Source organism: Pseudomonas putida, assembly GCF_003228315.1.
Lineage (GTDB): Bacteria > Pseudomonadota > Gammaproteobacteria > Pseudomonadales > Pseudomonadaceae > Aquipseudomonas > Aquipseudomonas putida_S.
This window is the reverse complement of the sequence record NZ_CP029693.1, coordinates 3174074-3196956: the sequence shown is the minus strand read 5'-3', so window position 1 is coordinate 3196956 and position 22883 is coordinate 3174074. Positions and strand designations below refer to the sequence as shown.

Annotated in this window: 18 protein-coding genes; 4 read left to right on the top strand and 14 right to left on the bottom strand. The window is 62.1% G+C overall.

Annotated features, from left to right (window positions below; translation table 11 throughout):
• Window positions 1-123: 123 nt before the first annotated feature.
• The 5 genes from DKY63_RS14830 to DKY63_RS14810 all read right to left on the bottom strand — a co-directional run bounded on the left by DKY63_RS14830 (window position 124) and on the right by DKY63_RS14810 (window position 7641).
• Window positions 124-1488: a heavy metal sensor histidine kinase gene (locus tag DKY63_RS14830; RefSeq protein WP_110964791.1), complete on the bottom strand. Its 1365-nt coding sequence runs from the start codon at window positions 1486-1488 to the stop codon at window positions 124-126.
• The gene (locus DKY63_RS14825; RefSeq protein WP_007916978.1) at window positions 1478-2155 is read right to left on the bottom strand and encodes a heavy metal response regulator transcription factor; all 678 of its coding nucleotides are present in this window, start codon (window positions 2153-2155) and stop codon (window positions 1478-1480) included. The genes DKY63_RS14830 and DKY63_RS14825 overlap by 11 nt, the downstream gene beginning before the upstream one ends.
• Before the next feature lie 9 nt (window positions 2156-2164).
• On the bottom strand, window positions 2165-5269 hold the full coding sequence (locus DKY63_RS14820; RefSeq protein WP_110964790.1) for a multidrug efflux RND transporter permease subunit: 3105 nt from the start codon (window positions 5267-5269) through the stop codon (window positions 2165-2167).
• On the bottom strand, window positions 5266-6426 hold the full coding sequence (locus tag DKY63_RS14815) for an efflux RND transporter periplasmic adaptor subunit (RefSeq protein ID WP_110964789.1): 1161 nt from the start codon (window positions 6424-6426) through the stop codon (window positions 5266-5268). The genes DKY63_RS14820 and DKY63_RS14815 overlap by 4 nt, the downstream gene beginning before the upstream one ends.
• A gap of 246 nt (window positions 6427-6672) precedes the next feature.
• A complete protein-coding gene (locus tag DKY63_RS14810) occupies window positions 6673-7641 on the bottom strand; it encodes a LysR family transcriptional regulator (protein WP_110964788.1) in 969 nt (322 codons plus the stop codon).
• A 273-nt stretch (window positions 7642-7914) separates the two neighbouring features.
• On the opposite strand from DKY63_RS14810, the gene DKY63_RS14805 reads away from it, so the two are divergent.
• The 4 genes from DKY63_RS14805 (at window position 7915) to DKY63_RS14785 (ending at window position 12805) form a co-directional block, all read left to right on the top strand.
• Window positions 7915-9414 carry an efflux transporter outer membrane subunit gene (locus DKY63_RS14805; protein ID WP_110964787.1) on the top strand — a complete coding sequence of 500 codons (1500 nt, stop codon included), beginning with the start codon at window positions 7915-7917 and terminating at the stop codon, window positions 9412-9414.
• Window positions 9415-9553: 139 nt separating this feature from the next.
• On the top strand, window positions 9554-11749 hold the full coding sequence (locus tag DKY63_RS14795; protein WP_110964786.1) for an FUSC family protein: 2196 nt from the start codon (window positions 9554-9556) through the stop codon (window positions 11747-11749).
• Window positions 11739-11939 (top strand): DUF1656 domain-containing protein, encoded by a 201-nt coding sequence (locus DKY63_RS14790; protein ID WP_110964785.1) that lies wholly within the window; start codon window positions 11739-11741, stop codon window positions 11937-11939. The genes DKY63_RS14795 and DKY63_RS14790 overlap by 11 nt, the downstream gene beginning before the upstream one ends.
• Window positions 11940-11950: 11 nt before the next feature.
• Entirely contained in the window at window positions 11951-12805 is an 855-nt protein-coding gene (locus DKY63_RS14785) for an efflux RND transporter periplasmic adaptor subunit (protein ID WP_110964784.1), read from the top strand.
• A 131-nt stretch (window positions 12806-12936) separates the two neighbouring features.
• Here the strand turns inward: DKY63_RS14785 and DKY63_RS14780 are convergent, their stop codons facing one another.
• From DKY63_RS14780 to DKY63_RS14740, 9 genes are all read right to left on the bottom strand, one after another.
• Window positions 12937-13326 carry a DUF4440 domain-containing protein gene (locus tag DKY63_RS14780; protein ID WP_110964783.1) on the bottom strand — a complete coding sequence of 130 codons (390 nt, stop codon included), beginning with the start codon at window positions 13324-13326 and terminating at the stop codon, window positions 12937-12939.
• A 118-nt stretch (window positions 13327-13444) separates the two neighbouring features.
• Window positions 13445-14269 carry an SDR family oxidoreductase gene (locus DKY63_RS14775; protein WP_110964782.1) on the bottom strand — a complete coding sequence of 275 codons (825 nt, stop codon included), beginning with the start codon at window positions 14267-14269 and terminating at the stop codon, window positions 13445-13447.
• A gap of 37 nt (window positions 14270-14306) precedes the next feature.
• Window positions 14307-14771, bottom strand: a complete 465-nt coding sequence (locus DKY63_RS14770) for a multidrug transporter (protein ID WP_110964781.1) — start codon at window positions 14769-14771, stop codon at window positions 14307-14309.
• A gap of 253 nt (window positions 14772-15024) precedes the next feature.
• On the bottom strand, window positions 15025-16476 hold the full coding sequence (locus DKY63_RS14765; protein ID WP_110964780.1) for a mannose-1-phosphate guanylyltransferase/mannose-6-phosphate isomerase: 1452 nt from the start codon (window positions 16474-16476) through the stop codon (window positions 15025-15027).
• 189 nt (window positions 16477-16665) lie between these two features.
• Window positions 16666-17322 carry an alginate O-acetyltransferase AlgF gene (locus tag DKY63_RS14760; protein WP_110964779.1) on the bottom strand — a complete coding sequence of 219 codons (657 nt, stop codon included), beginning with the start codon at window positions 17320-17322 and terminating at the stop codon, window positions 16666-16668.
• Window positions 17323-17339: 17 nt separating this feature from the next.
• Window positions 17340-18515, bottom strand: coding sequence for an alginate O-acetyltransferase (locus DKY63_RS14755; protein ID WP_110964778.1), 1176 nt, complete (start codon window positions 18513-18515; stop codon window positions 17340-17342).
• A gap of 11 nt (window positions 18516-18526) precedes the next feature.
• On the bottom strand, window positions 18527-20092 hold the full coding sequence (locus tag DKY63_RS14750) for an MBOAT family O-acyltransferase (RefSeq protein ID WP_110964777.1): 1566 nt from the start codon (window positions 20090-20092) through the stop codon (window positions 18527-18529).
• A gap of 212 nt (window positions 20093-20304) precedes the next feature.
• Window positions 20305-21420 carry a mannuronate-specific alginate lyase gene (locus DKY63_RS14745; RefSeq protein WP_110964776.1) on the bottom strand — a complete coding sequence of 372 codons (1116 nt, stop codon included), beginning with the start codon at window positions 21418-21420 and terminating at the stop codon, window positions 20305-20307.
• Between the two features lie 8 nt (window positions 21421-21428).
• Window positions 21429-22880 carry an alginate O-acetyltransferase gene (locus DKY63_RS14740; RefSeq protein ID WP_110964775.1) on the bottom strand — a complete coding sequence of 484 codons (1452 nt, stop codon included), beginning with the start codon at window positions 22878-22880 and terminating at the stop codon, window positions 21429-21431.
• Window positions 22881-22883: the final 3 nt, after the last annotated feature.

Here is a 22883-nt window from a genome sequence, read left to right as displayed (position 1 = left end):
GGACGCTCTGCGTTCGGCTTTGAATGGGACGCGGAGCGTCCCGGGCTGCATTCCCACGCGGAGCGTGGGAACGATCAATGTAAGACCTCATCGCGAGCAAGCTCGCTCCCACAAAAGGCAGGCTCAAACCGGTAGATGGATGCCAAAGGTATTCATCCCATGGTCACTGCGCACAAACACATCCCCGCCGTGCATCAACGCAATCGCCTTGACGATCGCCAGCCCCAGCCCATGATTGTGGCCGCTGTTGCTGCGCGAGGCATCGACCCGATAAAAGCGTTCGAACAAACGTGACAGGTGCTCGCGGGCAATCGGCGAACCCGGGTTGGCAACACCGATACTGACCTGATGTCCTTGGGTTTCGATCCGCACCTGAATCACCTGCCCCGGCTCGGTGTGCTGCACCGCATTGTTCAGCAGATTGATCAACGCCCGGCGCAGATGCGCGATTTCGATCTGCACTTGCGCGTCACCGCTGACCTGCACCTGAACCTGAGCATCCTCAAGGATGAAATCCAGGTACTCCAGGGTCGTCGCCACCTCGTCGGCCAGGGACGTGGAGGTGAGTTTGGTGGCCTTGCTGCCCTGGTCCGCGCTGGCGAGGAACAGCATGTCGTTGATGATCGAACGCAGTCGTTCCAGCTCTTCGAGGTTCGATTGCAGGACCTCGAAATAGTGCTCCGCCGAGCGTCCACGGGTCAGCGCCACCTGGGTCTGGCCGATCAGGTTGGTCAGTGGCGAGCGCAGTTCATGGGCGACATCGGCGTTGAAGGATTCCAGCCGTGAGTAAGCCTGCTCGACCCGTTCCAGCGTGGCATTGAACGAGTTGACGAACTGGTTCAGCTCCGGCGGCAGCGACGACATTCGCAAGCGCCCCGAACGTAACGGCGGCGCCAGGCGCTGGGCTTCCTGGGACAGCTTGATCAAAGGCTTCAGACCGATCCGCGCCACCCAGTAACCCAAGGCCGAAGCCAGTAGCACGCCGACAATCGCCAGGCTGATCAAGGCGATCAGCAACTGATGCTGAGTCTGATAAAAGGTCTCGGTGTCGATGCCGATCATGAAACGCAGTGGCGGACGCTCGTCCTTGGCTGGGAACTGGCTGACCAGCACTTTCAACGGGTAGGGCTGGTCAGGCAACTTCATGTCACGCATGCCCAGCGGCCCTTCGGCAAAGGCGCGGATCTGCGGTGTCAGGTTGCCGTATTCGTAATGCGGATCGCCGCTGGTGATCCAGAAGCTGATGCGCTTGTCTTCCTCGCCCAGCAGTTTGAGCTTGTTGTTGATCTTGACCCAATGCTCCGGCGTACCGTAACGGCCGACCGTGGATTCGAGCACGCTGTAGCGCGCGTCCAGCTCCGCTTCGGGCAGCAGGCCCAAGCCCTTATCGACCTGCTGGTACAGCGCCCAGCCGATCAACAGGAACACCACTAGCGCGACCAGCGTGAACATCCCGCTCAGGCGCAGCGCGATGGAGTTACTGGACACCACGGCTCTCCAGCACATAACCCATGCCACGGATCGTGTGCAGCAGCTTTTCATCGAACGGCCCGTCGAGCTTGGCCCGAAGACGCTTGATCGCGACCTCGACGACATTGGCGTCGCTGTCGAAATTGATATCCCAGACCATTTCGGCAATCGCCGTTTTCGAGAGGATTTCACCCTGGCGGCGCGCGAGCACGCTGAGCAGCGAGAACTCCTTGGCGGTCAGGTCCAGGCGGGTGCCAGCGCGGGTGGCCTTGCGGCTGATCAAATCTATCCACAGGTCGGCGATGCTCACCTGCACCGGTTCGTGGCCGCCGCTACGGCGGGTCAGCGCCTGCAGGCGCGCCACCAGTTCAAGGAAGGAGAAGGGTTTGCCCAGGTAATCATCGGCACCGTCGCGCAGGCCCTTGATGCGGTCTTCGACCCGCTCGCGGGCGGTGAGCATGATCACCGGGGTTTGCTTGCGCGCACGCAGGGCGCGCAGTACGCCGAAGCCGTCGAGGCCCGGCAGCATCACGTCGAGGACGATCACCGCGTAGTCGCTTTCCAGCGCCAGGTGCAGGCCTTCCACGCCGTCGCGGGCCAGGTCCACGGTGTAGCCCTGTTCCGTCAGGCCGCGGTGCAGGTAGTCCGCGGTTTTTTCCTCGTCTTCGATAATCAGAACGCGCATGACCCCGCCTCAGTCTGTGGTCGCCAGCGCCGCTACGGGCGCCGCTTTTTTGGGTCTGTGGAATAGCCGCTCCAGCCATAAGTATATGACCGGCGTGGTGAACAACGTCAGCATCTGGCTCACCAGCAAACCGCCTACCACCGCGATCCCCAGGGGTTGGCGCAGTTCGGCGCCAGTGCCGTAGCCCAGCATCAGTGGCAGCGCGCCAAGCAGGGCGGCGAGGGTGGTCATGATGATCGGCCGGAACCGCGTGAGGCAGGCCTGGAAGATCGCTTCTTCCGGTGGCAAGCCGCCTTTGCGCTGCGCTTCCAGGGCGAAGTCGATCATCAGGATGCCGTTTTTCTTGACGATACCGATCAGCAGCACCAGGCCGATCAGCGCCATGATCGAAAAGTCCTGGCCGCAGGCCCAGAGCATGATCACCGCCCCAAGCCCCGCCGCAGGCAGGGTCGAGATGATGGTCAGCGGATGGACGAAGCTCTCATAGAGCACACCGAGAATGATGTACACCGCCACCAGCGCCGCAAGAATCAGCCAGGGCTGGCTGGCCAGCGAACTCTGGAAGGCCTGTGCAGCGCCCTGGAAATTGCCGCTGATCGCCACCGGCATGCCGATGTCGGCCTTGGCCTGATTGAGCATGATCACCGCATCGCCCAAGGCCACGCCGGGCGCCAGGTTGAACGACAGGTTGGCGGCCGGGAACATGCCGTCATGGGCGATGGACAGCGGGCCGACGGTGGGCGCATCGAACCGCGCCAGCGCCGACAGCGGCACCATCTCGCCGCTCAGTGGCGAGCGCAGGTAGAAGTAATTGAGGCTTTCCGCCTTGCCGCGCTGTTTGGTGTCCAGCTCCAGGATCACGTTGTACTGGTTGACCTGGGTCTGGAATTCGTTGATTTGCCGTTGGCCGAAGGCATCGTACAGCGCTTCGTCGACATCGCTGGCGGTCAGGCCGAAGCGGGCCGCGGCGCTGCGGTCGATGCTGATGTGGGTGATGCTGCCGCCCAGTTGCAAGTCGTTGGACACGTCGCGGAACGCCGGGTTGCCGCGCAGTTTTTCCGTCAGGCGCTGGGTCCAGGTGCTCAGCACGGCGCCGTCGTTGCTCTTGAGCACGTACTGGTACTGGGCACGGCTCGGGCCGGAACTGAGGTTGATGTCCTGGCCGGCGCGCAAGTACAGGACGATGCCCGGGACTTTCATCAGTTGCGGGCGAATCCGGTCGATGAACTCGCTGGCGGAGACATCACGATCGCCACGTTTTTTCAGGGCGATCCAGAAACGGCCGTTGGCGATGGTCTGATTGCTGCCCGATACGCCGACCGAGTGCGAAAACGCCTCGACCGCGGGATCGGCGGCGACGATTTCGGCCATCGCCAGGTGTTTTTTCACCATGTCGCCGTAGGAAATATCGGCAGCCGCTTCGGTGGTGCCGAGGACGAAACCGGTGTCCTGCACCGGGAAGAAACCCTTGGGGATGAACACATATCCGCCAACGGCCAGCGCCACCGACAGGCCGAAGATGACGAGCATCAGTTTCTGATGGAGAAGGGCACGGCGCAGGCCTTTTTCATAAAGGTCCAACAGGCGCTCGCCAAAGCCTTTTTTGCCATGGGCGTCATGCACCGGGGCGCGCATGAACAGCGCCGCCAGGGTGGGCGCCAGTGTCAGCGAGACCACCACCGAAATCAGAATGGTCGAGGTGGCCGTCAGGGCGAATTCCTTGAACAGACGCCCGACCACACCGCCCATGAACAGCAGCGGAATGAACGCCGCCACCAGCGAGAAACTGATCGACACCACGGTGAAGCCGATTTCCCCAGCGCCTTTGATCGCGGCCTCGCGCATGCCGTCGCCGGCCTCCAGATGCCGGTGAATGTTCTCCACCACCACAATCGCATCGTCGACCACGAACCCCACGGCCACCACGATCGCCACCAGCGTCAGGTTGTTCAGGCTGAAGCCCATGACGTACATCAGGGCGAAACTGGCGACCAGCGAAACGCCGAGCACCGCCGACACAATCAGGGTCGCCGACAACTGGCGCAGGAACAGCGCCATCACCGCCACCACCAGCATGATCGCGATCAGCAGGGTAATTTCCACTTCATGCAGCGAGGCGCGGATGGTCTGGGTGCGGTCGATCAGTGTCTTGACCTGGACCGAGGCCGGCAGCATCGCCGTCAGGCCCGGCAGCGCCGCCTGGATGCGGTCCACGGTCTCGACGATGTTGGCCCCCGGTTGGCGGAAGATCACCAGGTTGACCCCCGGCTGCGTGCCAGCCCAGGCCTGGACGTAGGCATCTTCCGAACCGTTGACCACTTTGGCCACGTCCTTGAGATGGACCGGTGCCCCGTCCTTGTAGGAAACGATCAGTTGGCTGTAGTCCTCGGGATGGAACAGTTGGTCGTTGGTCGACAGCGTCGAAATGCTCGACTCGCCGTACAGCGCGCCCTTGGCCAGGTTGAGGCTGGTCTGCTGGATCGCCAGGCGAATGTCCGCCAGCGTCAGGCCGATGGTCGCGAGTTTGTCCGCCGAGACCTGAACGCGAATCGCCGGACGTTGCTGGCCGGTGATGTTGACCTGGCCTACACCGTCGATCTGACTGATCTGACGGGACAACAGGGTTTCCGTGAGGTCACTGAGTTCCGGGCCGGGCATCAGCGACGAGTTGACGCTGAGGATCAATACCGGGCTGTCGGCCGGGTTGACCTTGCGCCAGGTCGGCAGGTTCGGCATGTCCTTGGGCAGCTTGCCGGCGGCGGTGTTGATCGCCGCCTGCACTTCCTGGGCGGCGGTGTCGATGCTCTTGTCGAGGGTGAATTGCAGGGTCAGGTTGGTCGAGCCCAGGGCACTGCTCGACGTCATCTGGGTCACGCCGGGGATGGCGCTGAATTGCACCTCAAGGGGCGTGGCCACTGAAGAGGCCATGGTTTCCGGGCTGGCGCCAGGTAGTTGCGCCGCCACCTGGATGGTCGGGAATTCCGCTTCGGGCAGTGGCGCCACCGGCAGGCGCGGGAAGGCGATGACACCCAGCAGCACCAGGGCAAATGTCAGCAGTACCGTGGCGACCGGATGGTCGATGCACCAGGCGGATACCGAACCGTGGCCTTTCATTGCTCGGCCTCCGATTGCACCACTTGTGCAGGCTCGGTCAGCACCTGAACGGTGGAACCGGGCTTGAGCCGCGACTGGCCGTCGCTGACCAGCACGTCACCGGGTTTCACGCCCTTGATGATGTTCTGGCCGCTGCTCTGGTAAACCATCTCGACCGGCACTGTTTCCACCTTGTCGCCCTGGACCCGGTAAACGAAAGGCTGATCGAGGCCGCGCTGTACGACGGTGGGCGGTACGACCAAGGCATCCTTATCCAGAGCCGTCTGAATCTTTACCGTCACCAGCAGGCCCGGCCAGAGCTTTTGCCCGGCGTTGTCGAATTCGGCCTTGGCGCGGATGGTCCCGGTGTTGGCGTTGATCTGGTTATCGATCAGGGTCAGGTGGCCTTCGCCCAGCAGGTTGCCGGTTTCACCGTCGGTGTCGGCGCCGATGTAGGCCTTGACCCTGGCGCGTTGTGGGTCGTTGATCAGGCCTTGCAGGGTCGGCAGCATCTGTTGCGGCAGGGAGAACTCGACGGCGATCGGGTCGATCTGGGTCACGGTGAACAGGCCCTGAGCATCAGCCATGCGCAGGAAGTTGCCTTCATCCACCGTGCGAATGCCGACGCGGCCGGTCACCGGGGAGCGAATCTGCGTGTAGGAAAGCTGCACCTGAGCCGCATCAATCGAGGCCTGGTTGCCTTCGGCGGTGGCCTTGAGCTGATTGACCAGCGCCTGTTGCTGGTCGTACGTCTGTTTCGATACGCCGTCGTCGACGCTCAGCAGCTTGTAGCGCTTGAGGTTGACCAGCGCCACTTGCAACTGCGCCTGGCTCTGGCCCAGTTGCGCACGGGCCTGGTCGAGGTTGGCGCGGATGGTGCGGTCGTCAATGGTCGCCAGCAGGTCGCCTTTGTTCACCAACTGACCTTCCTTGACCATGATTTTGGTCAGAATGCCGTCGATCTGCGGACGGACCACGACGCTGTGCAGCGACAGCACCGAGCCGATGCCGCTGACGTAGCGAGGGACGTCTTTTTCCGTGACCGCCACCACCCGCACGGGGATGGCGCTGGGTGCCGCGAGCCGGGCCTTGGCGGGCTTGGTGGCATACCACAGGCCCAGCGCTGCCAGGAGAATCAGAAGGGCGACGAGCAGGACGGGTTTGTGCTGGATTCGCATGCGAGGGAAGCGCCAGGGCAGGGGATCGGGAAAATTGTATCTTCCTTTATAAACCTGTTTGGCGGTCAGGAAGGTGACGGCTAACTGACGGCGCTGTCAGTTTCGTACACGCTTTGACTTGGCGACCTCTGGGCCGGCACCTGTGGGAGCAAAGCTTGCTCGCGATGACGTCGGCCCAGCCAATAATGATGGCGCCTGATACACCGCTATCGCGAGCAAGCTTTGCTCCTACAAAGGCTCAGGCGATCAATTCGCCAGCCGAGCCCCCGCTAGGCTTCCGCTCAACTCATAAGCCGCCAACTCCGCCTGATGCGCCGCCAAAAGCTCCGGCAGCGATCCGCGCAGGTATTCCACCCAGGTCTTGATCTTCGCATCCAGGTACTGCCGGGACGGGTAGATCGCGTACAGGTTCAATTCCTGCGAGCGGTACTTGGGCATCATCCGTACCAGCGAGCCGTTGCGCAGGCCGTCGATCGCCGCGTACAGCGGCAGCACGCCAACGCCCATGCCGCTGATGATCGCGGTTTTCATCGCATCGGCGGAGTTCACCAAAAACGGCGAACTGTTGATGGTGACCATTTCCTGGCCATCGGGGCCGTCGAACGCCCACTTTTCCAGAGGAATGACCGGGCTCACCAGGCGCAGGCAGTTGTGATTGAGCAGGTCGCTCGGCTTCTGTGCGCAGCCATTGGCTTTGACGTAGGCCGGGGAGGCACAAACGATGCTGTAGGTGATGCCCAGGCGCTGGGAGACGAAGCCCGAGTCCGGCAGTTCGCTGGCGAGCACGATGGACACGTCGTAGCCCTCGTCCAGCAGGTCCGGGACGCGGTTGGCCAGGGTCAGGTCGAAGGTCACGTCCGGGTGGGTCTTGCGGTAGCGGGCGATGGCGTCGATGACGAAGTGCTGGCCGATACCGGTCATGGTGTGCACTTTCAGTTGCCCGGCCGGGCGCGCGTGGGCGTCGCTGGCCTCGGCTTCCGCTTCCTCGACGTAGGCGAGGATCTGTTCGCAGCGCAGCAGATAGCGCTTGCCGGCCTCGGTCAGGGCGATGCGTCGGGTCGTTCGGTTGAGCAGACGGGTTTGCAGGTGGGCTTCCAGATTGGAGACCGCGCGCGAGACGTTGGCGGTGGTGGTGTCCAGTTGCACGGCGGCGGCGGTGAAGCTGCCGGCCTCGGCCACGTAACTGAAGGCGCGCATGTTTTGCAATGTGTCCATGGGGTGCTCTCGGGTTCGATGGCAAATTGTGACACGAAGTTTCAGGGTCTGAGACCCCGACCAAGGGATTATCGCGTTAACGGTAACAAAGATTCACAGGAATCCCAGCTTATCGCCTGCAATACCCACCCCTAGAATTGCGCCGATCCCTGTAGGAGCAAAGCTTGCTCGCGAAAGCGTCGGGTCAGGCAACATCATCGTCGGCTGACAGACCGTCATCGCGAGCAAGCTTTGCTCCTACAGGAGCCTCCCTCATTTCAGGAAATCGCAGCAGTGCCGCGTCGCATCAGCAGAGCGCTTTCGCCGCTCAGTATTCTGGCTTTAACCCTGGCAATCAGCGGCTGCATCGGAACCGGAGGTATTGCCCCGCAGGGCAAGGCGCTGGAGGCCAATTCACTGGCCACCGACGAAGCCATCCAGAGCGCAGCCCAGGATGCGCACTGGCCCACCGCGCAATGGTGGCAGGCTTATGGCGACCCGCAACTGAACCGCTGGATCGACCTCGCCGTGCAAGGCAGCCCGAGCCTGGCCATGGCCGCCGCGCGGGTGCGCCAGGCCAAGGCCATGGCCGGCGTTGCCGAATCTGCCGAATCGCTGCAGATCAACGGCGAGTCCACCCTCAAGCGCCACAACTGGCCCACGGATCAGTTCTACGGCCCCGGTGATCTGGCCAACAGCACCACCTGGGACAACAACGCGGCGCTGGGCTTCAGCTACGCCCTCGACCTCTGGGGACGCGAAAGCAACAACACCGAGCGCGCGGTGGACTTGGCCCACATGACTGTCGCCGAAGCACGCCAGGCCCAGCTCGAGTTGCAGAACAACATCGTGCGCGTCTACATCGAACTCTCGTTGCATTACGCGCAGCGCGACATTGTCGAAGCGACCCTCAAGCAGCAACAGCAAATCCTCGATCTGGCGCAAAAGCGCCTGAACGGCGGCATCGGCACCCATTTCGAAGTCAGTCAGGCCGAGACGCCACTGCCGGAAACCCATCGTCAGATCGACGCGCTGGACGAAGAAATCGCCCTGAGCCGCAACCAACTGGCCGCCCTGGCAGGCAAAGGGCCGGGGGAGGGCGCGCAATTGCAGCGGCCGACCCTGTCGCTTGGCGCGCCCGTGAAGCTGCCGTCCTCGCTGCCCGCGCAATTGCTCGGCCAACGCCCGGACGTGGTCGCCAGTCGCTGGCAAGTGGCGGCGCAGGCCCGGGGTATCGATGTGGCCCATGCCGGTTTCTATCCCAACGTCGATCTGGTGGGCAGCCTGGGCTACATGGCCACCGGCGGCGGAGCGCTGGAGTTCCTGACCGGCAAGAAACTCAACTACAGCGTGGGCCCGGCGATTTCCCTGCCGATCTTCGATGGCGGCCGCTTGCGCGGCGAGTTGGGCGAAGCCTCGGCCGGGTATGACATGGCCGTGGCCAAATACAACCAGACGCTGGTCAACGCGCTGAAGAACATCTCAGACCAGTTGATTCGTCGCGAGTCGATGGACAAGCAGCAAGCTTTCGCCGCCGAGTCGGTGGCCACGGCGCAGAAGACCTACGACATCGCGATGATCGCCTACCAGCGCGGGCTCACCGACTACCTCAACGTGCTCAATGCCCAGACCCTGTTGTTCAAGCAGCAGCAGGTGCAGCAGCAGGTGCAGGCGGCGCGGTTGAGTGCCCATGCCGAGCTGGTGACGGCGCTCGGCGGCGGGCTCGGTGCAGGTAACGACGTGCCGAAAGACAGCCAGACCGCCGCGCCGAAAACCCCGGTCCTCCTGCGTTGAACACAAACCCTGTAGGAGCGAGCCTGCTCGCGATGAGGGCATGTCAGTCGCCATCAATGTTGAATATCAGACCGCAATCGCGAGCAAGCTCGCTCCCACAGGTTTCGAGTCTGGCCCCATACCCAATGAGCACGTTTTCATGACGCCTTTGCCCGCCCCGCTGCGCTGGCTGTACTCCCTCGAATGGCGCCGAGGCTTCTTCGACTGGGCACGCAGCGATGGCGTGACCTGGGTCTATATCTTCAAGGTGCTGATCGCCGCCTTCCTCACGCTGTGGCTGGCCATGCGCCTGGAGTTGCCGCAGCCGCGCACGGCGATGATCACTGTATTCATCGTCATGCAGCCGCAAAGCGGCCAGGTGTTCGCCAAGAGTTTTTACCGCTTCCTCGGCACCCTGGCCGGGTCGACGGTGATGGTGGCATTGATCGCCTTGTTTGCGCAGAACACCGAGCTGTTCCTCGGCGCGCTGGCGATCTGGGTGGGTATCTGCACGGCCGGTGCGGCACGCTCTCGCAACTTCCGCGCCTACGGTTTTGTGCTGGCCGGTTACACCGCGGCGATGGTCGGCTTGCCGGCGCTGGCCCATCCCGACGGCGCGTTCATGGCGGCGGTCTGGCGGGTGCTGGAAATTTCCCTGGGCATTCTTTGCTCGACCCTGGTCAGCGCCGCGATCCTGCCGCAAACCTCCAGCGCTGCCATGCGCAATGCTTTGTACCAGCGCTTCGGTGTGTTCGCCCTGTTCGTCACCGACGGCTTGCGCGGGCGCAGCAAGCAGGAGGCATTCGAAGCCGGCAACGTGCGCTTCATCGCCGAAGCGGTGGGCCTGGAAAGCCTGCGCAGCGTCACCGTGTTCGAAGACCCGCACATGCGCCGGCGTAACGGTCGACTCAGCCGGCTGAACAGCGAGTTCATGAGCATCAGCACCCGCTTCAATGCCTTGCATCAGTTGCTCGAACGCCTGCGCAGCAATGGTGCCGACCATGTGGAAGCGGCGATCAAGCCGGGCTTGCAGGATTTGGCCGAATTGCTCGATGGCTACAGCGGTCGTGCCTTGACCAACGCCGACGCGGCGCGATTGGTTACAGCGCTTACAGCTTACAAGACAGGCTTGCCGGCGCGGGTGCGCAGCCTGCGGGCGACCTTTCAGGCGAGCCAGCCGAGCGACGCTGAACTACTGGATTTCCACACCGCCTACGAACTGCTCTATCGCTTCGTCGACGACTTGCACAGCTATGCACAGACCCACGCCTCGCTGGCCGATCACAGCCATGAACGCGAACAGTGGGATGAGCCGTTCACCCCGCAAACCAACTGGCTGGCGGCTGCCGCTTCGGGCATTCGGGCGTCGTTCATCCTGCTGGTGCTGGGCAGCTATTGGGTGGCCACCGCCTGGCCGAGCGGGGCGACCATGACACTTGTGGCCGCCGCCACCGTGGGCCTGTCCGCCGCCACGCCGAACCCCAAACGCATGTCATTTCAGATGGCCTGCGGCACCTTCCTCGGGGCGCTGATCGGTTTCGCCGAGATGTTTTTCATCTACCCGTGGATCGATGGTTTTCCGTTGCTGTGCGTGGTGCTCGCACCGGTGTTCGTGCTCGGCGCGTTCCTCGCCTCGCGGCCGCAATACGCCGGGGTCGGGGTCGGGTTGCTGATCTTCTTCAGCATCGGTTCGGTGCCGGACAACCTCACGGTCTACAACCCCTACACCTTCATCAACGACTACATCGCCATGGTGATCGGCATGCTGGTGTGCGCGGCGGCGGGGGCAATCATTCTGCCGCCCAACAGCCGCTGGTTGTGGCGCCGGCTGGAGCAGGATCTGCGTGGGCAGGTGGTGTACGCCATCAGCGGCAAGCTCAAGGGCCTGGCGTCGAGTTTTGAAAGCCGCACCCGCGACCTGGTGCATCAGGCCTACGGCTTTGCGGCAGGACAGCCGCAGGTGCAACGCAATTTGCTGCGCTGGATGTTCGTGGTGCTGGAGGTGGGGCACGCGATCATCGAACTGCGCAAGGAGCAAGCGACGCTGCCGGTGCATCCGGCCTATGCCGAATCCCAGCCCTGGCGCCAGTCGATCCGCGTGATGGGCCGTGCGCTGGTGCGGCTGTTCCTGCAACCGGGGCAAAGCAATCTGGAGCGCGCCCTGGTGGCGGTCGATCATGCGATCAGCCGCGTGCAGGCCACCGATGAGCCTTTCGCCCCGCACTTCGATACCTCGGCGCTGCGCCGGGTGAAGAGCTACCTGCACTTCATCCGCACCTCGCTGCTGGATCCGCAATCACCGCTGTCCAACTACGCCCAAGCTGCCAAGCCCCAAGGACTTGCACATGCCCCGTGAAATCGCCTTCCACGGCGTGTACATGCCGACCGTGACCCTGATGTTTCTGATCGCCGCCGTGCTGGCCTGGGGGCTGGACCGGTTCCTCTCCGGCTTCGATTTGTACCGCTTCTTCTGGCACCCGGCGCTGCTGCGCCTGAGTCTGTTTATCTGTCTGTTCGGCGCCATGGCGCTGACGGTCTACCGTTGAGAGCACCCACGATGAAAAAGTTTTTCAGCCTGCTCGCCACGCTGTTGGTATTGGCCCTGGCGATTTGGATCGGTCGCACCCTCTGGGTGCACTACATGGAAACTCCGTGGACCCGTGACGGCCGTGTGCGCGCCGACATCATCAACGTCGCCGCCGACGTGACCGGCGAAGTGGTAAACGTGCCGGTGCGCGACAACCAGTTGGTGAAGAAGGGCGACCTGCTGATGCAGATCGACCCCGAGCACTATCGTCTGGCGGTAAAGCAGGCGCAGTCGCTGGTGGCCTCGCGCAAGGCCACCTGGGAGATGCGCAAGGTCAACGCCCATCGCCGCGCGGACCTGGACAACCTGGTGATCTCCAAGGAAAACCGCGACGACGCCAGCAACATCGCCGACTCGGCGCTGGCCGACTATCAACAGGCCCAGGCGCAACTGGAAGCTGCCGAACTCAACCTGAAACGCACTGAAGTTCGGGCGGCGGTGGACGGTTACGTGACCAACCTGAATGTTCATCGTGGCGACTATGCGCGTATCGGCGAGGCGAAAATGGCCGTGGTCGACATGAACTCGTTCTGGGTCTACGGCTTCTTCGAAGAAACCAAACTGCCCCATGTGAAGGTGGGCGATCAGGCCGACATGCAACTGATGAGCGGCGAAGTGCTCAAGGGCCATGTGGAAAGCATTTCCCGAGGCATCTACGACCGCGACAACCCGGAAAGCCGCGAGCTGATTGCCGACGTGAACCCGACGTTCAACTGGGTGCGCCTGGCGCAGCGAGTGCCGGTGCGGATTCACATCGATGAAGTGCCGGAAGGGGTGCTGTTGGCGGCGGGGATTACTTGCACGGTGGTGGTAAAACCGATTTAACCCTGCCCCCTGTAGGAGCGAGCCTGCTCGCGATGGACGTCAACGATAACGCTGGAAACCTGACGCCCCGTGGTGTTCTGTCGTTCATCGCGAGCAGGCTCGCTCCTACAGGGGGCGGGTGATTGCAGTGCTCAGCAAAACGTCTCCTGCAAATGCCGCCAAAGGATCCTGCCTTGCACCTTCTCGAACACCACGGTCGAGCGGCGATCCGAATGCAGGCCGGTGGCGTCGGTCTGTTGTTCGCGGTAGCTGACGGTCGCGCCAGCTTCATGCAGCGCGATGCCGCGCAGCTCGCTGAGTTCGATGCGAAAGCCGAGCTTCTTGCCGCCTGCCAGGGTGAACAGTTCGTTCAGCGCGTCGAAGTCCAGTACCCGGCCCAGAGGCGAGACCATGGAAAACTGTGGCGAGAAACGGCTTAGCAGGTGATCGAGTTCGGATGGATCCTGCTCCTCGGCCAGCCATTTTTCGATGGCGACGTGGGCCTGGATCACTTCGTCGAAGTAGTCGGTGAAATCGGTCATGTTGGTTCCTGTAATTCTGTGGTGTCTGTACTGGCGTCTTCGCGAGCAGGCTCGCTCCTACAGGGGAATGCATTCCAACTGTAGGAGCGAGCCTGCTCGCGATTGGGTCGGCGCGGTGTCAGAGCTGCCCCCGCAACCCGAACCGCTTCATCAACGCCGATTCCAGCAACCCTTTGGGTACCAACCCCGCCAGCAACGGCAGCGCGCGGCTGCCATTGCCCAGGCGAATCAGTCGTGGTGGCTTGCTTTGCTGCACGGCCTTGAGCAACCCGGCAGCGAACTCACTGGCGGGCGTCGAGTTGTCCTGGGATGCCTTGGCCCGCGCACGAATGCCTTCGCGCAGGGGGAACCAGGGCGATTGTTCACTGATCAGTTGCTCGGCTTCATGGCCGGCATTTTTCGCAAAGCTTGAGGCGATGGCGCCTGGCTGCACTTCCATGACCCGCACGCCAAACGGCGCCAGTTCCATGCGCAAGGCGTCGCTCAAGGCATGCACGGCAGCCTTGGAGGCACAGTAGGCACCGGCGAAAGGTGTGACCAGCACGCCGGACACGCTGCCGACGTTGACCACGATCCCTTTCGCCCGGCGCAACACCGGGAACAGGGCGCGGGTAACCCCAATGATGGAGAAGACATTGGTTTCGAACTGGCGCTGCATCGCCGGTACGCCGCCATCGAGCAACGGCCCCATGGCGCCGTAGCCGGCGTTGTTGATCAGTATGTCGAGGCCACCATGTTCCCGGTTGATTCGTTCGCTCAACTGATCGAGCGCCTGGGTGTCGTTGACGTCCAGTTGCACGGCCGTGAAACCGGCGGCGGCCAGCACGGCCACATCTTCAGGCTTGCGGGCACTGGCCCAGACTTTATAGCCGGCCACCTTGAACGCATCGGCGAGGGCGCGGCCGATGCCGCTGGAACAACCGGTAATCAACGCAACGGGCATGGCGCGGTCCTTGTGCAATCAGTGGGGTGGGGAAAACTCAATCGGAGAAGCTACCCTGCAAACGCTCGGCGCGAAACTCCAGGGTGTCCGGGCGGTAGCCGGGGCGCAGGGGTGGCAGCGGCAAACAGTCTTCCCAGTTGTCGCCGGCCTGCAATTCGCCGGGGCCACGGTAGCGTGGGGCGGTGTACTGATTGTCGGCCAGGTTGACGGTGTCGCCCGGTGCATAGGCGGCCACGCGCCAGCGCAGTTCGGTCAGCGGTACATCGTTGCCGTTCTTCAGGGTGAGTTTCAGCGGGCGGTCGGCGGGGCACTGCTGCGGCGTGTAGCTGATGCGCAGTTCCAGGCGCTGCAGCTGCTTGAGTTCACGGTGATCCAACCAGACCACCCAAGTGGCGACGACGCCCAGGCCGACGGCGGCGGCCAGGGAAACCGGCAAGGCCTTGGCCGGATAGCGCAGCAACAGGATCACCCAGGTGATGACCAGCAGGATGCCGATGAGCATGGGGTGCAGACCTCGGGATTAGAGAGGGTCATCCTACCTAAGCGCGATGGCGATTGGCGATGGGCTTGATTGATCGTTCCCACGCTCCGCGTGGGAATGCCTCAAGGGACGCTCTGCGTTCCAATGGGACGCAGAGCGTCCCCGGCTGCATTCCCACGCAGAGCGTGGGAACGATCACAAAAAAAGCCCCCGGCCAACCCACTGCGGATAGGGAACGCAGCAGGCCGGTCAGGGGCTCAAGGTCTACAGAAGCTTATTGCGCGATGGTCTTCACCGACACGCCACGCTCGATCGGGGTGGTGCGGCCGTAGATGTCTTCAAACCGCTCGATATCGTCCTCGCCCAGGTAGCTGCCCGATTGCACTTCGATGATTTCCAGCGGGATCTTGCCCGGATTGCGCAGGCGGTGAACCGAAGCGATCGGGATGTAGGTCGACTGGTTTTCGGTCAGCAGGAACACGTTTTCGTCGCAGGTCACCTCAGCGGTGCCGCTGACGACGATCCAGTGCTCGGCGCGGTGGTGGTGCATCTGCAGCGACAGGCACGCGCCCGGCTTGACCGAGATGTGCTTGACCTGGAAGCGCCCGCCCATGTCCACCGAATCGTAGGAACCCCACGGACGGTAGACTTCGCAGTGGTTCTGGGTTTCGCTGCGGCCCTGTTCGTTGAGGGTGTTGACCATCTGTTTCACGCCTTGGACCTTGTCCTTGTGCGCAATCATCATGGCGTCCTTGGTTTCCACGACCACGATGTTTTCCAGGCCGATCACCGACACCAGTTTGCCGTTGCCGTGGATCATGCAGTTGCGGCTGTCCTGAACCACCACATCACCCTTGGTGACGTTGCCATTGGCGTCTTTTGCATTCACTTCCCACAGCGACGACCAGCAGCCGACATCGCTCCAGCCGGCGGTCAGCGGCACGACGCAGGCACGCTGGGTCTTTTCCATCACCGAGTAGTCGATGGAGTTGTCCGGGCAGCAGGCGAAGGTGGCTTCGTCGAAGGTGACGGAATCGGCGTCCTGCTCGCTGCGTTCCAGGGTCAGCAGGCAGGTGTCGTAGATGTCCGGGTCATGCTTTTTCAGTTCTTCCAGGAAGCGGCTGGCGCGGAACAGGAACATGCCGCTGTTCCAGAAGTAACCGCCGGACTGGACGTATTCGGTGGCGCGCTTCACGTCGGGTTTTTCCACGAAGTGGGAGACGCGGCTGACGCCTTCAGGCAGCAGCGAATCGTTGGTCGACTTGATGTAGCCGTAGCCGGTTTCCGGTTTGGTGGCCGGGACGCCGAACAGCACCATTTCGCCGTTTTCGGCGGCGACGGTGGCAAGGGCCAGGGCACGTTGCAGGGCTTTCTGATCTTCCAGTACGTGGTCGGCGGGCAGCACCAGCATCAACTCGTCACGGCCTTCATTGACCAGCATCATCGCGGTCAGGGCCACCGCCGGCGCGGTGTTGCGGCCGAACGGTTCCATCAGGATGCGCTGGGTTTCCAGTTTGCGGGCGGCCAGTTGCTCGTTGACGATGAAGCGGTGGTCTTTGTTGCAGACCACGATCGGCGTGTCCATGCCTTCGAACACCAGGCGCTCCAGGGTTTGCTGGAACAAGGTGTGCTCGCCGGTCAGGGCCAGGAACTGTTTCGGGAATTGCTTGCGCGAAAGCGGCCAAAGACGTGAACCGCTACCACCGGACAAGATCACTGGAATCATGGTGTTACTCCTTGCAAATCGTTTGGTTAGAGCGACGAACGATGTGTCGTTTCACTCTTGTTTTTGTTTCGTGTCCCAACTGACACCTCGGTCCCTGTAGGAGCAAGGCTTGCCCGCGATGGCGATCTCAAAGGCCCCATCGCCGGCAAGCCGTGCTCCTACAGGAGCGTGGTCAATCCGGAAAAATGTTTAGCGCGTCGACACCGGGCGTTTTACCCAGACTGGCGACAGGCTGCTGCCGCTGCCGGTGACGTACAGCACGGCGGCTTCACCGCGCTCCAGGGCGACCGGTTTCACGTCGCCGACTTTGGTTGCGCCGTCATAAAGCGCCAGGCTGACTTTCACCGGGTTGATTTCACGTTCGCCACGGCCCTTGGCGGCCACGTTCGGCACCACGTCGGTCTTGCCGTCGGCGGTCTTCAGGGTCAGTGATTTGTCGCTGAGGTTCTGCAGACGGACCAGGGATTTCTGTTTGTTCTTGAACGGCGGCTCTTCGATCAGTTGCGGCGCGCCGCTGGCGTTGTTGACCAGGGTGTAATAGTGGTCGCCGGCCAGTTTCACCGGCAGGGACTGGCTGCCGACCTTGGCACTGTAATCACCACCCGGCATGAAGCTGAAATCACTGCTCGACAGCGGTGCGACATCGCTCAGGTTGGTGCTGCCGACGGTGGCGCTGACTTCGGCGTTGCTGGCGTTGTAGATGCGCACGAAGGTCGAGCCTTTCGGGGCGGTCGGGCCGTACAGCGCCGCGTCGCCGCCGGCGAAGGCCTGCATCGAGAGCACACTCATACCAGCAACCAAAGCAAAGGTCTTGGCGAGACGACGAGGAGTAGTCTTGAAAGTCATGGGGATACCTCTCTCTTTCAGTTTTGCGCCCGGTCGGGCGTCTCGGATTTAGTGTTTACAGCTACGTTTTGTTGGCGCGCGCCGGCTTGTTTAAGCTCTGCGACCCACTGCGGGTCGGCGTCGCCGATTTCGTTGTTCACAGGCAGATATCGTTCAGGGAACTCCCAGATCAGCACCTGGGGCGGGCTGTTCTTGAAAGCGTCGCTTTTGAGGTAACTGAGCATCGGCAGGATCGGGCCGTGGCCGTCTTCGGCGTAATTGACCACGTCGCTGCGCAGGGCTTGTTTGAGCGCGCCGACGAAGTTCCAGTTGGGGTTGGCGCTGTAGCTGGTGCCGATCAGCGCTACCGGGACTTCAGTGTTGGCGAACAAAGCGTCGTCACCGGCAGGTTGATCGCCGGCGGCCACGGTGTTGCGCTTTTGCAAAGGTTCTTGCGCCGGCATCAGGTTTTCGAACAGCGGGTCCAGCGGCAGGAACAGACGCAGGTCGCCCTTGTGGGTAACTTTTTCCGCAGGCTCGGTGACGAAGTTCTGCGGTTCGCCGCTCAGCGGGAATTTGTCGGCGATGGTTTTCGCCAGGCGGTTGGCGGCGATCTCGGCGCCTTCCGGGGTCCAGTGGGTGTCGGTGCGCAGAAACACTTGCTTGCCGTCGTTCTTGGCCGCTTGCAGCGGGCCCAGCAGGTCAGGCGCCGGGATCCGGTCGGCGGCCAGGCGCTTGTGGAAGTCCTGGTAGAGGTTGGCGTGAATGCTCGCCGGTTTCACCTCGCCGAGGTGTTCCGGGTACAGGCGCACCTTGGCCGGTACCACCGCCATCACCAGTTGCACGCCTTTGGCTTTCAGGGTCTGGCGCACGCCTTCGACCAGCGCGTAGTTGCCTTGCAGGTTCAGCTCTTCGTTGACCACCGGATGGAATTCTTCATCGCTGTACAACCACTGGTCGCGACCGAGCACCACGCCCGGACGACCTTCGTTGAACAGTTTGAAATCCAGCGCCGCCCAGAGGTTGGTACCCAGGCGCTTGATCGGGAACTCGTCGTCGTAGTGGGTCTCCACCGCCTTGGTCCAGCGGCCGTTGAGCACCGTCGCGTCGGCGTTGGTACTGAAGCCCAGGAAGCTGCGGACCGACCACAGGCCCAGGGCCAGCAGCGTCACCAGAAACAGGGCGATGTAGAAGATGCGTAATGAGCGGGTCATGGTCAGATCCCTCAGAACTGGAAGTAAAGGAACGGCGAGAAGCTTTGCGCCGAGAGTTTGAGAATCGAGGCGATGAACAGCAGCAACACCAGGGCACGCATCACGTAGCGCGACCAGTCAGCGCTCCAGTAGGCCGGTTGCACCTGGGCTTCGACGCCGACGGTGTAGCCAGGCTGGTGGATGCTGGCCGGGTTATCCCCAGGCACGGCCTTGATCGTGCCGCTGGTTGCAGCGGCCGGGCCGTCGACATCGACATTCACTTCAGGCTTGGTCTTGACCGGCGGCTGATTGGTGTAGAAATCACGCAGGCCGAAGAACGCCAGGGTCACGTAGGCCACGATCAGGGTCGCCACTTGCAGGCCGGTGAGGCTGGCCTGGTTGAGTTCCGACAGCGACCAGTCGCCGAAGCTGAACATCGCGCCGTACATGCGCCCGGCGACGTGCAGGTTTTCCGCACGGAAGATCACCCAGCCCATCACCACCAGCAGGAAGGTCAGCGCCCAGCGAATCGGGTTGAAACTGCGTGGCGTGGTGTTCAGGCCGATGGCTTTTTCAATTGCCAGCCACATGCCGTGCCACGCACCCCAGACGATGTAGGTGATGTTCGCGCCGTGCCACAGACCACCGAGCAACATGGTCAGGAACAGGTTGCGATAGGTCATCAACGTGCCTTTGCGGTTGCCGCCCAGAGTGATGTACAGGTAGTCACGCAGCCAGGTCGACAGGCTGATGTGCCAGCGCCGCCAGAACTCGGTGATCGACTGGCTGACGTAGGGCTGCTTGAAGTTTTCCATGAAGCGGAAACCCATCATCAGGCCCAGGCCGATGGCCATGTCGCTGTAACCGGAGAAGTCGAAATACAGTTGCGCGGTGTACGCCAGGGCGCCGAGCCAGGCATCGCCCGTGGTCGGGTTTTGCAGGGCGAAGCAATGGTCGGCCACCACCGCCAGGGTATCGGCGATGAAGACTTTCTTGATGAAACCCTGCATGAACCGCGTGCAGCCCTCGGAGAACTTGTCGAGGGTGTGGGTGCGGTTGTTGAACTGATCGGCCAGGTCGCGGAAACGCAATACCGGACCTGCGATCAGGTGCGGGAAGATCGCCACGAACGCCGCGAAGTCGATCAGGTTGCGGGTCGCCGGGGTGTCGCCACGGTAGACGTCGATGATGTAGCTGATGGACTCAAAGATGTAGAACGAGATCCCGATCGGCAACAGCACGTGGGTCAGGATGAACGGTTCAAGACCGACCGACGTCATCATCGCGTTGATGCTGTCGACGCCGAAGTTGGCGTACTTGAAGTAGCCGAGGATGCACAGGTCGACAGCCACGCCCAGCAACAGCCAGCGCTGCGCCGGCTTGGTCTTGACCCCGGCGGCACCGACGCGCAGGCCGATCCAGTAGTTCCACAATGTGACGGCGGCGAACAGCGCCAGGAAGTCCACACGCCACCAGGCATAGAACACGTAGCTGGCGATCAGCAGCAGCAGATTGCGATAGCGTTGCCCGCTCAGGTAGTACAAGCCGAGAAAGATCGGCAAGAACAAAAACAGGAACACGTTGGATGAAAAAACCATCCCGATCTCTCCTTGTTTAACCAACAGTCAAGGGCCAACGGCCCCCCCAAACCCCCCACAGAAAACCGGGGGGCAAACACACAAAACTCAATCCCGACACCGCCCCTGTAGGAGCGAGCCTGCTCGCGATGAGGCCCTGTCAGTCGACATCGATGTTGGATCTCAGACCGCGATCGCGAGCAGGCTCGCTCCTACAGGTTCTATGTCTGTTCTCAAGAACCTTTATTGCCCTTCTCGTTGGCCGGGTCGTAGACACGGGTCAGGTCACCCCCCAGGCGGAAGGTCTTGAACGGCTGCATCTTGTGCTTCTTCTCAAGCACATCCGCCGAGCAGGTGTAGAGCGTGCAGAACGGTTCGAGCCAGGCGAATTTCATGTCTTCCTTCAGGTCGGTCATGTCCTGTTTCTTGCCGTTCTTCTGTTCGAACTCATCCGGGTCTTTGACCCCGGCGAGCACGCGGTCACCCAGGCGTTTCAGCGCGCCGTTGTTTTCCTGGCGCAGATCCACACCGTTGACCTGGGCGAAACTGGCGATCATCGCCAGCGGCGGCAGGGCGTAGTTGTGGTAGGCCAGCGCCCGTTGCTGGCGCTTGAGTTCGTTGGGCAGGTAGCCGTCGGCGTCGATCTGGTTGGCGCCGACCTTGTATTCCTTCACCGCCCAATCGAACAGGTCGCGACGGTTGGTGGCGACGGAGGTTGCCATCACCGACCAGGCGGCCCAGTACGAGTGGTTGTTGGTCTTGTCCAGCGGCAGGTTGTCCCAGTCGCTGACCACCTGATCGGCCATCTTGCTGAACCATGCTTCGATCAGTTGCGACTCCTGTTGATGGTTGGCCAGTGGATGGGAGTCGGAAAACTTCAGGCGAACGTACGCAGACGCCATGCTGCCCAGCGCCCATTTGCGCATCGACTTGCCGGTGTGGTTGAAGTCCTTGGACATCAGCGCATCGGCCTTGGCCCAGGCGGTCAACCAATTGAGCGTGCACTCCAGCTGTTCCGGGCGACCGTCGCGCATGAACTGCATCACCCGCTTGCTGGTGCCGCGCTCGATCTTGGTGATGTCGGCGGTGCTGTCGCGGAAGGCTTTTTCCGATTGCACGTTCAGGGTCGCGCGGGCCTTGTCCGAGCCTTCGTACTTGCTGCGAAATTGCAGGGAGCCTGTGTAAGGCGTCGGCATGGCATCGCAGCCTTCGCCGCTGTCGCCGGTTTTGACTTTCTCGATCGGCGCGAAGTAACCCTGGGGCGGACGCAGTGGCGCCGCCGCTTGTGTCGCGCCGGCGAACATCGCCAGGCTGAGCAGCGTCAGTGTTGCAAGTTTCGGATTTCGCATGGCAGACCTCATTGCCCGACCGAAGCAGTACGCTGCTCGGCGCCGGGGAATACGTTGCGTTTGCAGATTTTCGCTTCGACTTTCTGCGGCGCGGCACCGGCTTGTTCAGGGCCCTGGACTTCGACGGCCAGCAGATTCTGCGAGGCCCAGTCTTCGTCCGTGCGCAACTCGAAGGCGAAACGCCCGTCGGTTTCGGAGGTTTCCGGTTTTTCGATCTTGATGTCCTCGTGGCGCCCGTTCATGTACCAGAGGGTGGCTTGCAGGGTTTTCACCGAGGTGTCGGCGAAGCGGATGTCGACCTGGTGACTGCTGTTTTGCAGGTTCAGGTTTTTGCTGTTGACCAGCAGTTCGTTCTTGCCCGGCTTCAGGGTGGTGCTGCCGGACATCTGTGCATCCTTGCCTTCGCAACCGTTGTCCAGCAGCGCCATCATCTGGCGGTAGATGGTTTCCTGGTCCAGGCGGTAGAGGGGCGAGAATTCCCAGATGAGAATCTTCGGCGGGTTCTTCTGGAACTCGTCGCTGCCCAGGTATTGCAGCATCGAACCTTCCAGGCCGCCGCCGGGGAACGCCACATTGAGAATGTCGGCGCCGATGGCCTCTTCGAGGAAACCGGCGAAGTTGTAGTTCTTGCCACTGTGGGAGGTGCCGACCAGGGTGATCTGCGGGTTGCCGGAATCGCCGAACAGATCGCCATCGCCTGCCTCACCCTTGGGCTCGGTGGTGAATTGATCCATGTACTGGATCGCGTAGCTGGTGCCACAGAGTTGACCGGCCATGTTGTGCAATGTTCCGGTCTTGCCCATGCGACCCGACTTGTGGGTCTCGAATTCACGCTTGGGAATGTCGGCGAAGGCCGGGATCTGCTTGACCTTTTCGGCGACGATTTTTGCTGTGCGCTGGGCGCCGTACGGCGTCCAGTGTTGGTCGCCGCGGAAGTAGAAATCGTGGGCCGGCAGGGTGTCGGGCAGCGACTCGTTGGTCAGCGGCGACAGGTCCGGCACCACGTAACCCATGGCGGCGAAACGGCCGAGCATGGTCTTGTAGTTGCGCAGCGCCTTGTCGAAATCGAAGCTGGCTTTTTCTGCCGGATTCAACTTGTTGCGGTTCACCAGGCCACGGGTCGGTTGATACACAACCACCAGTTCCACGCCTTTGCTCTTGAACGCATCGTGCAGTTGCTTCATGCGTTTGTAGCCGGCAGGGGTGGTATCGAACTCAGTACGCAAATCTTCCTGAGTACGGAACAGCCAGTCGCCCTGGGCCTGCACCAGCGTGGTGAAGTTCTGCTGGTAGCGGGTGGTGTAGTTCTTCGCGTCATGGGCGGCCGGGCACAGGCTGCAGCACGGTTCGGCGCTGAATTTTGGCGCTTGCACTTCTTCGGCGCGCGCACCGGTGCTGGCGGCGAGAATGCCGGCGGTCAGGGCCGACAGGCTGAGTAATTTGATCAGGTGTGGGTGCATAAA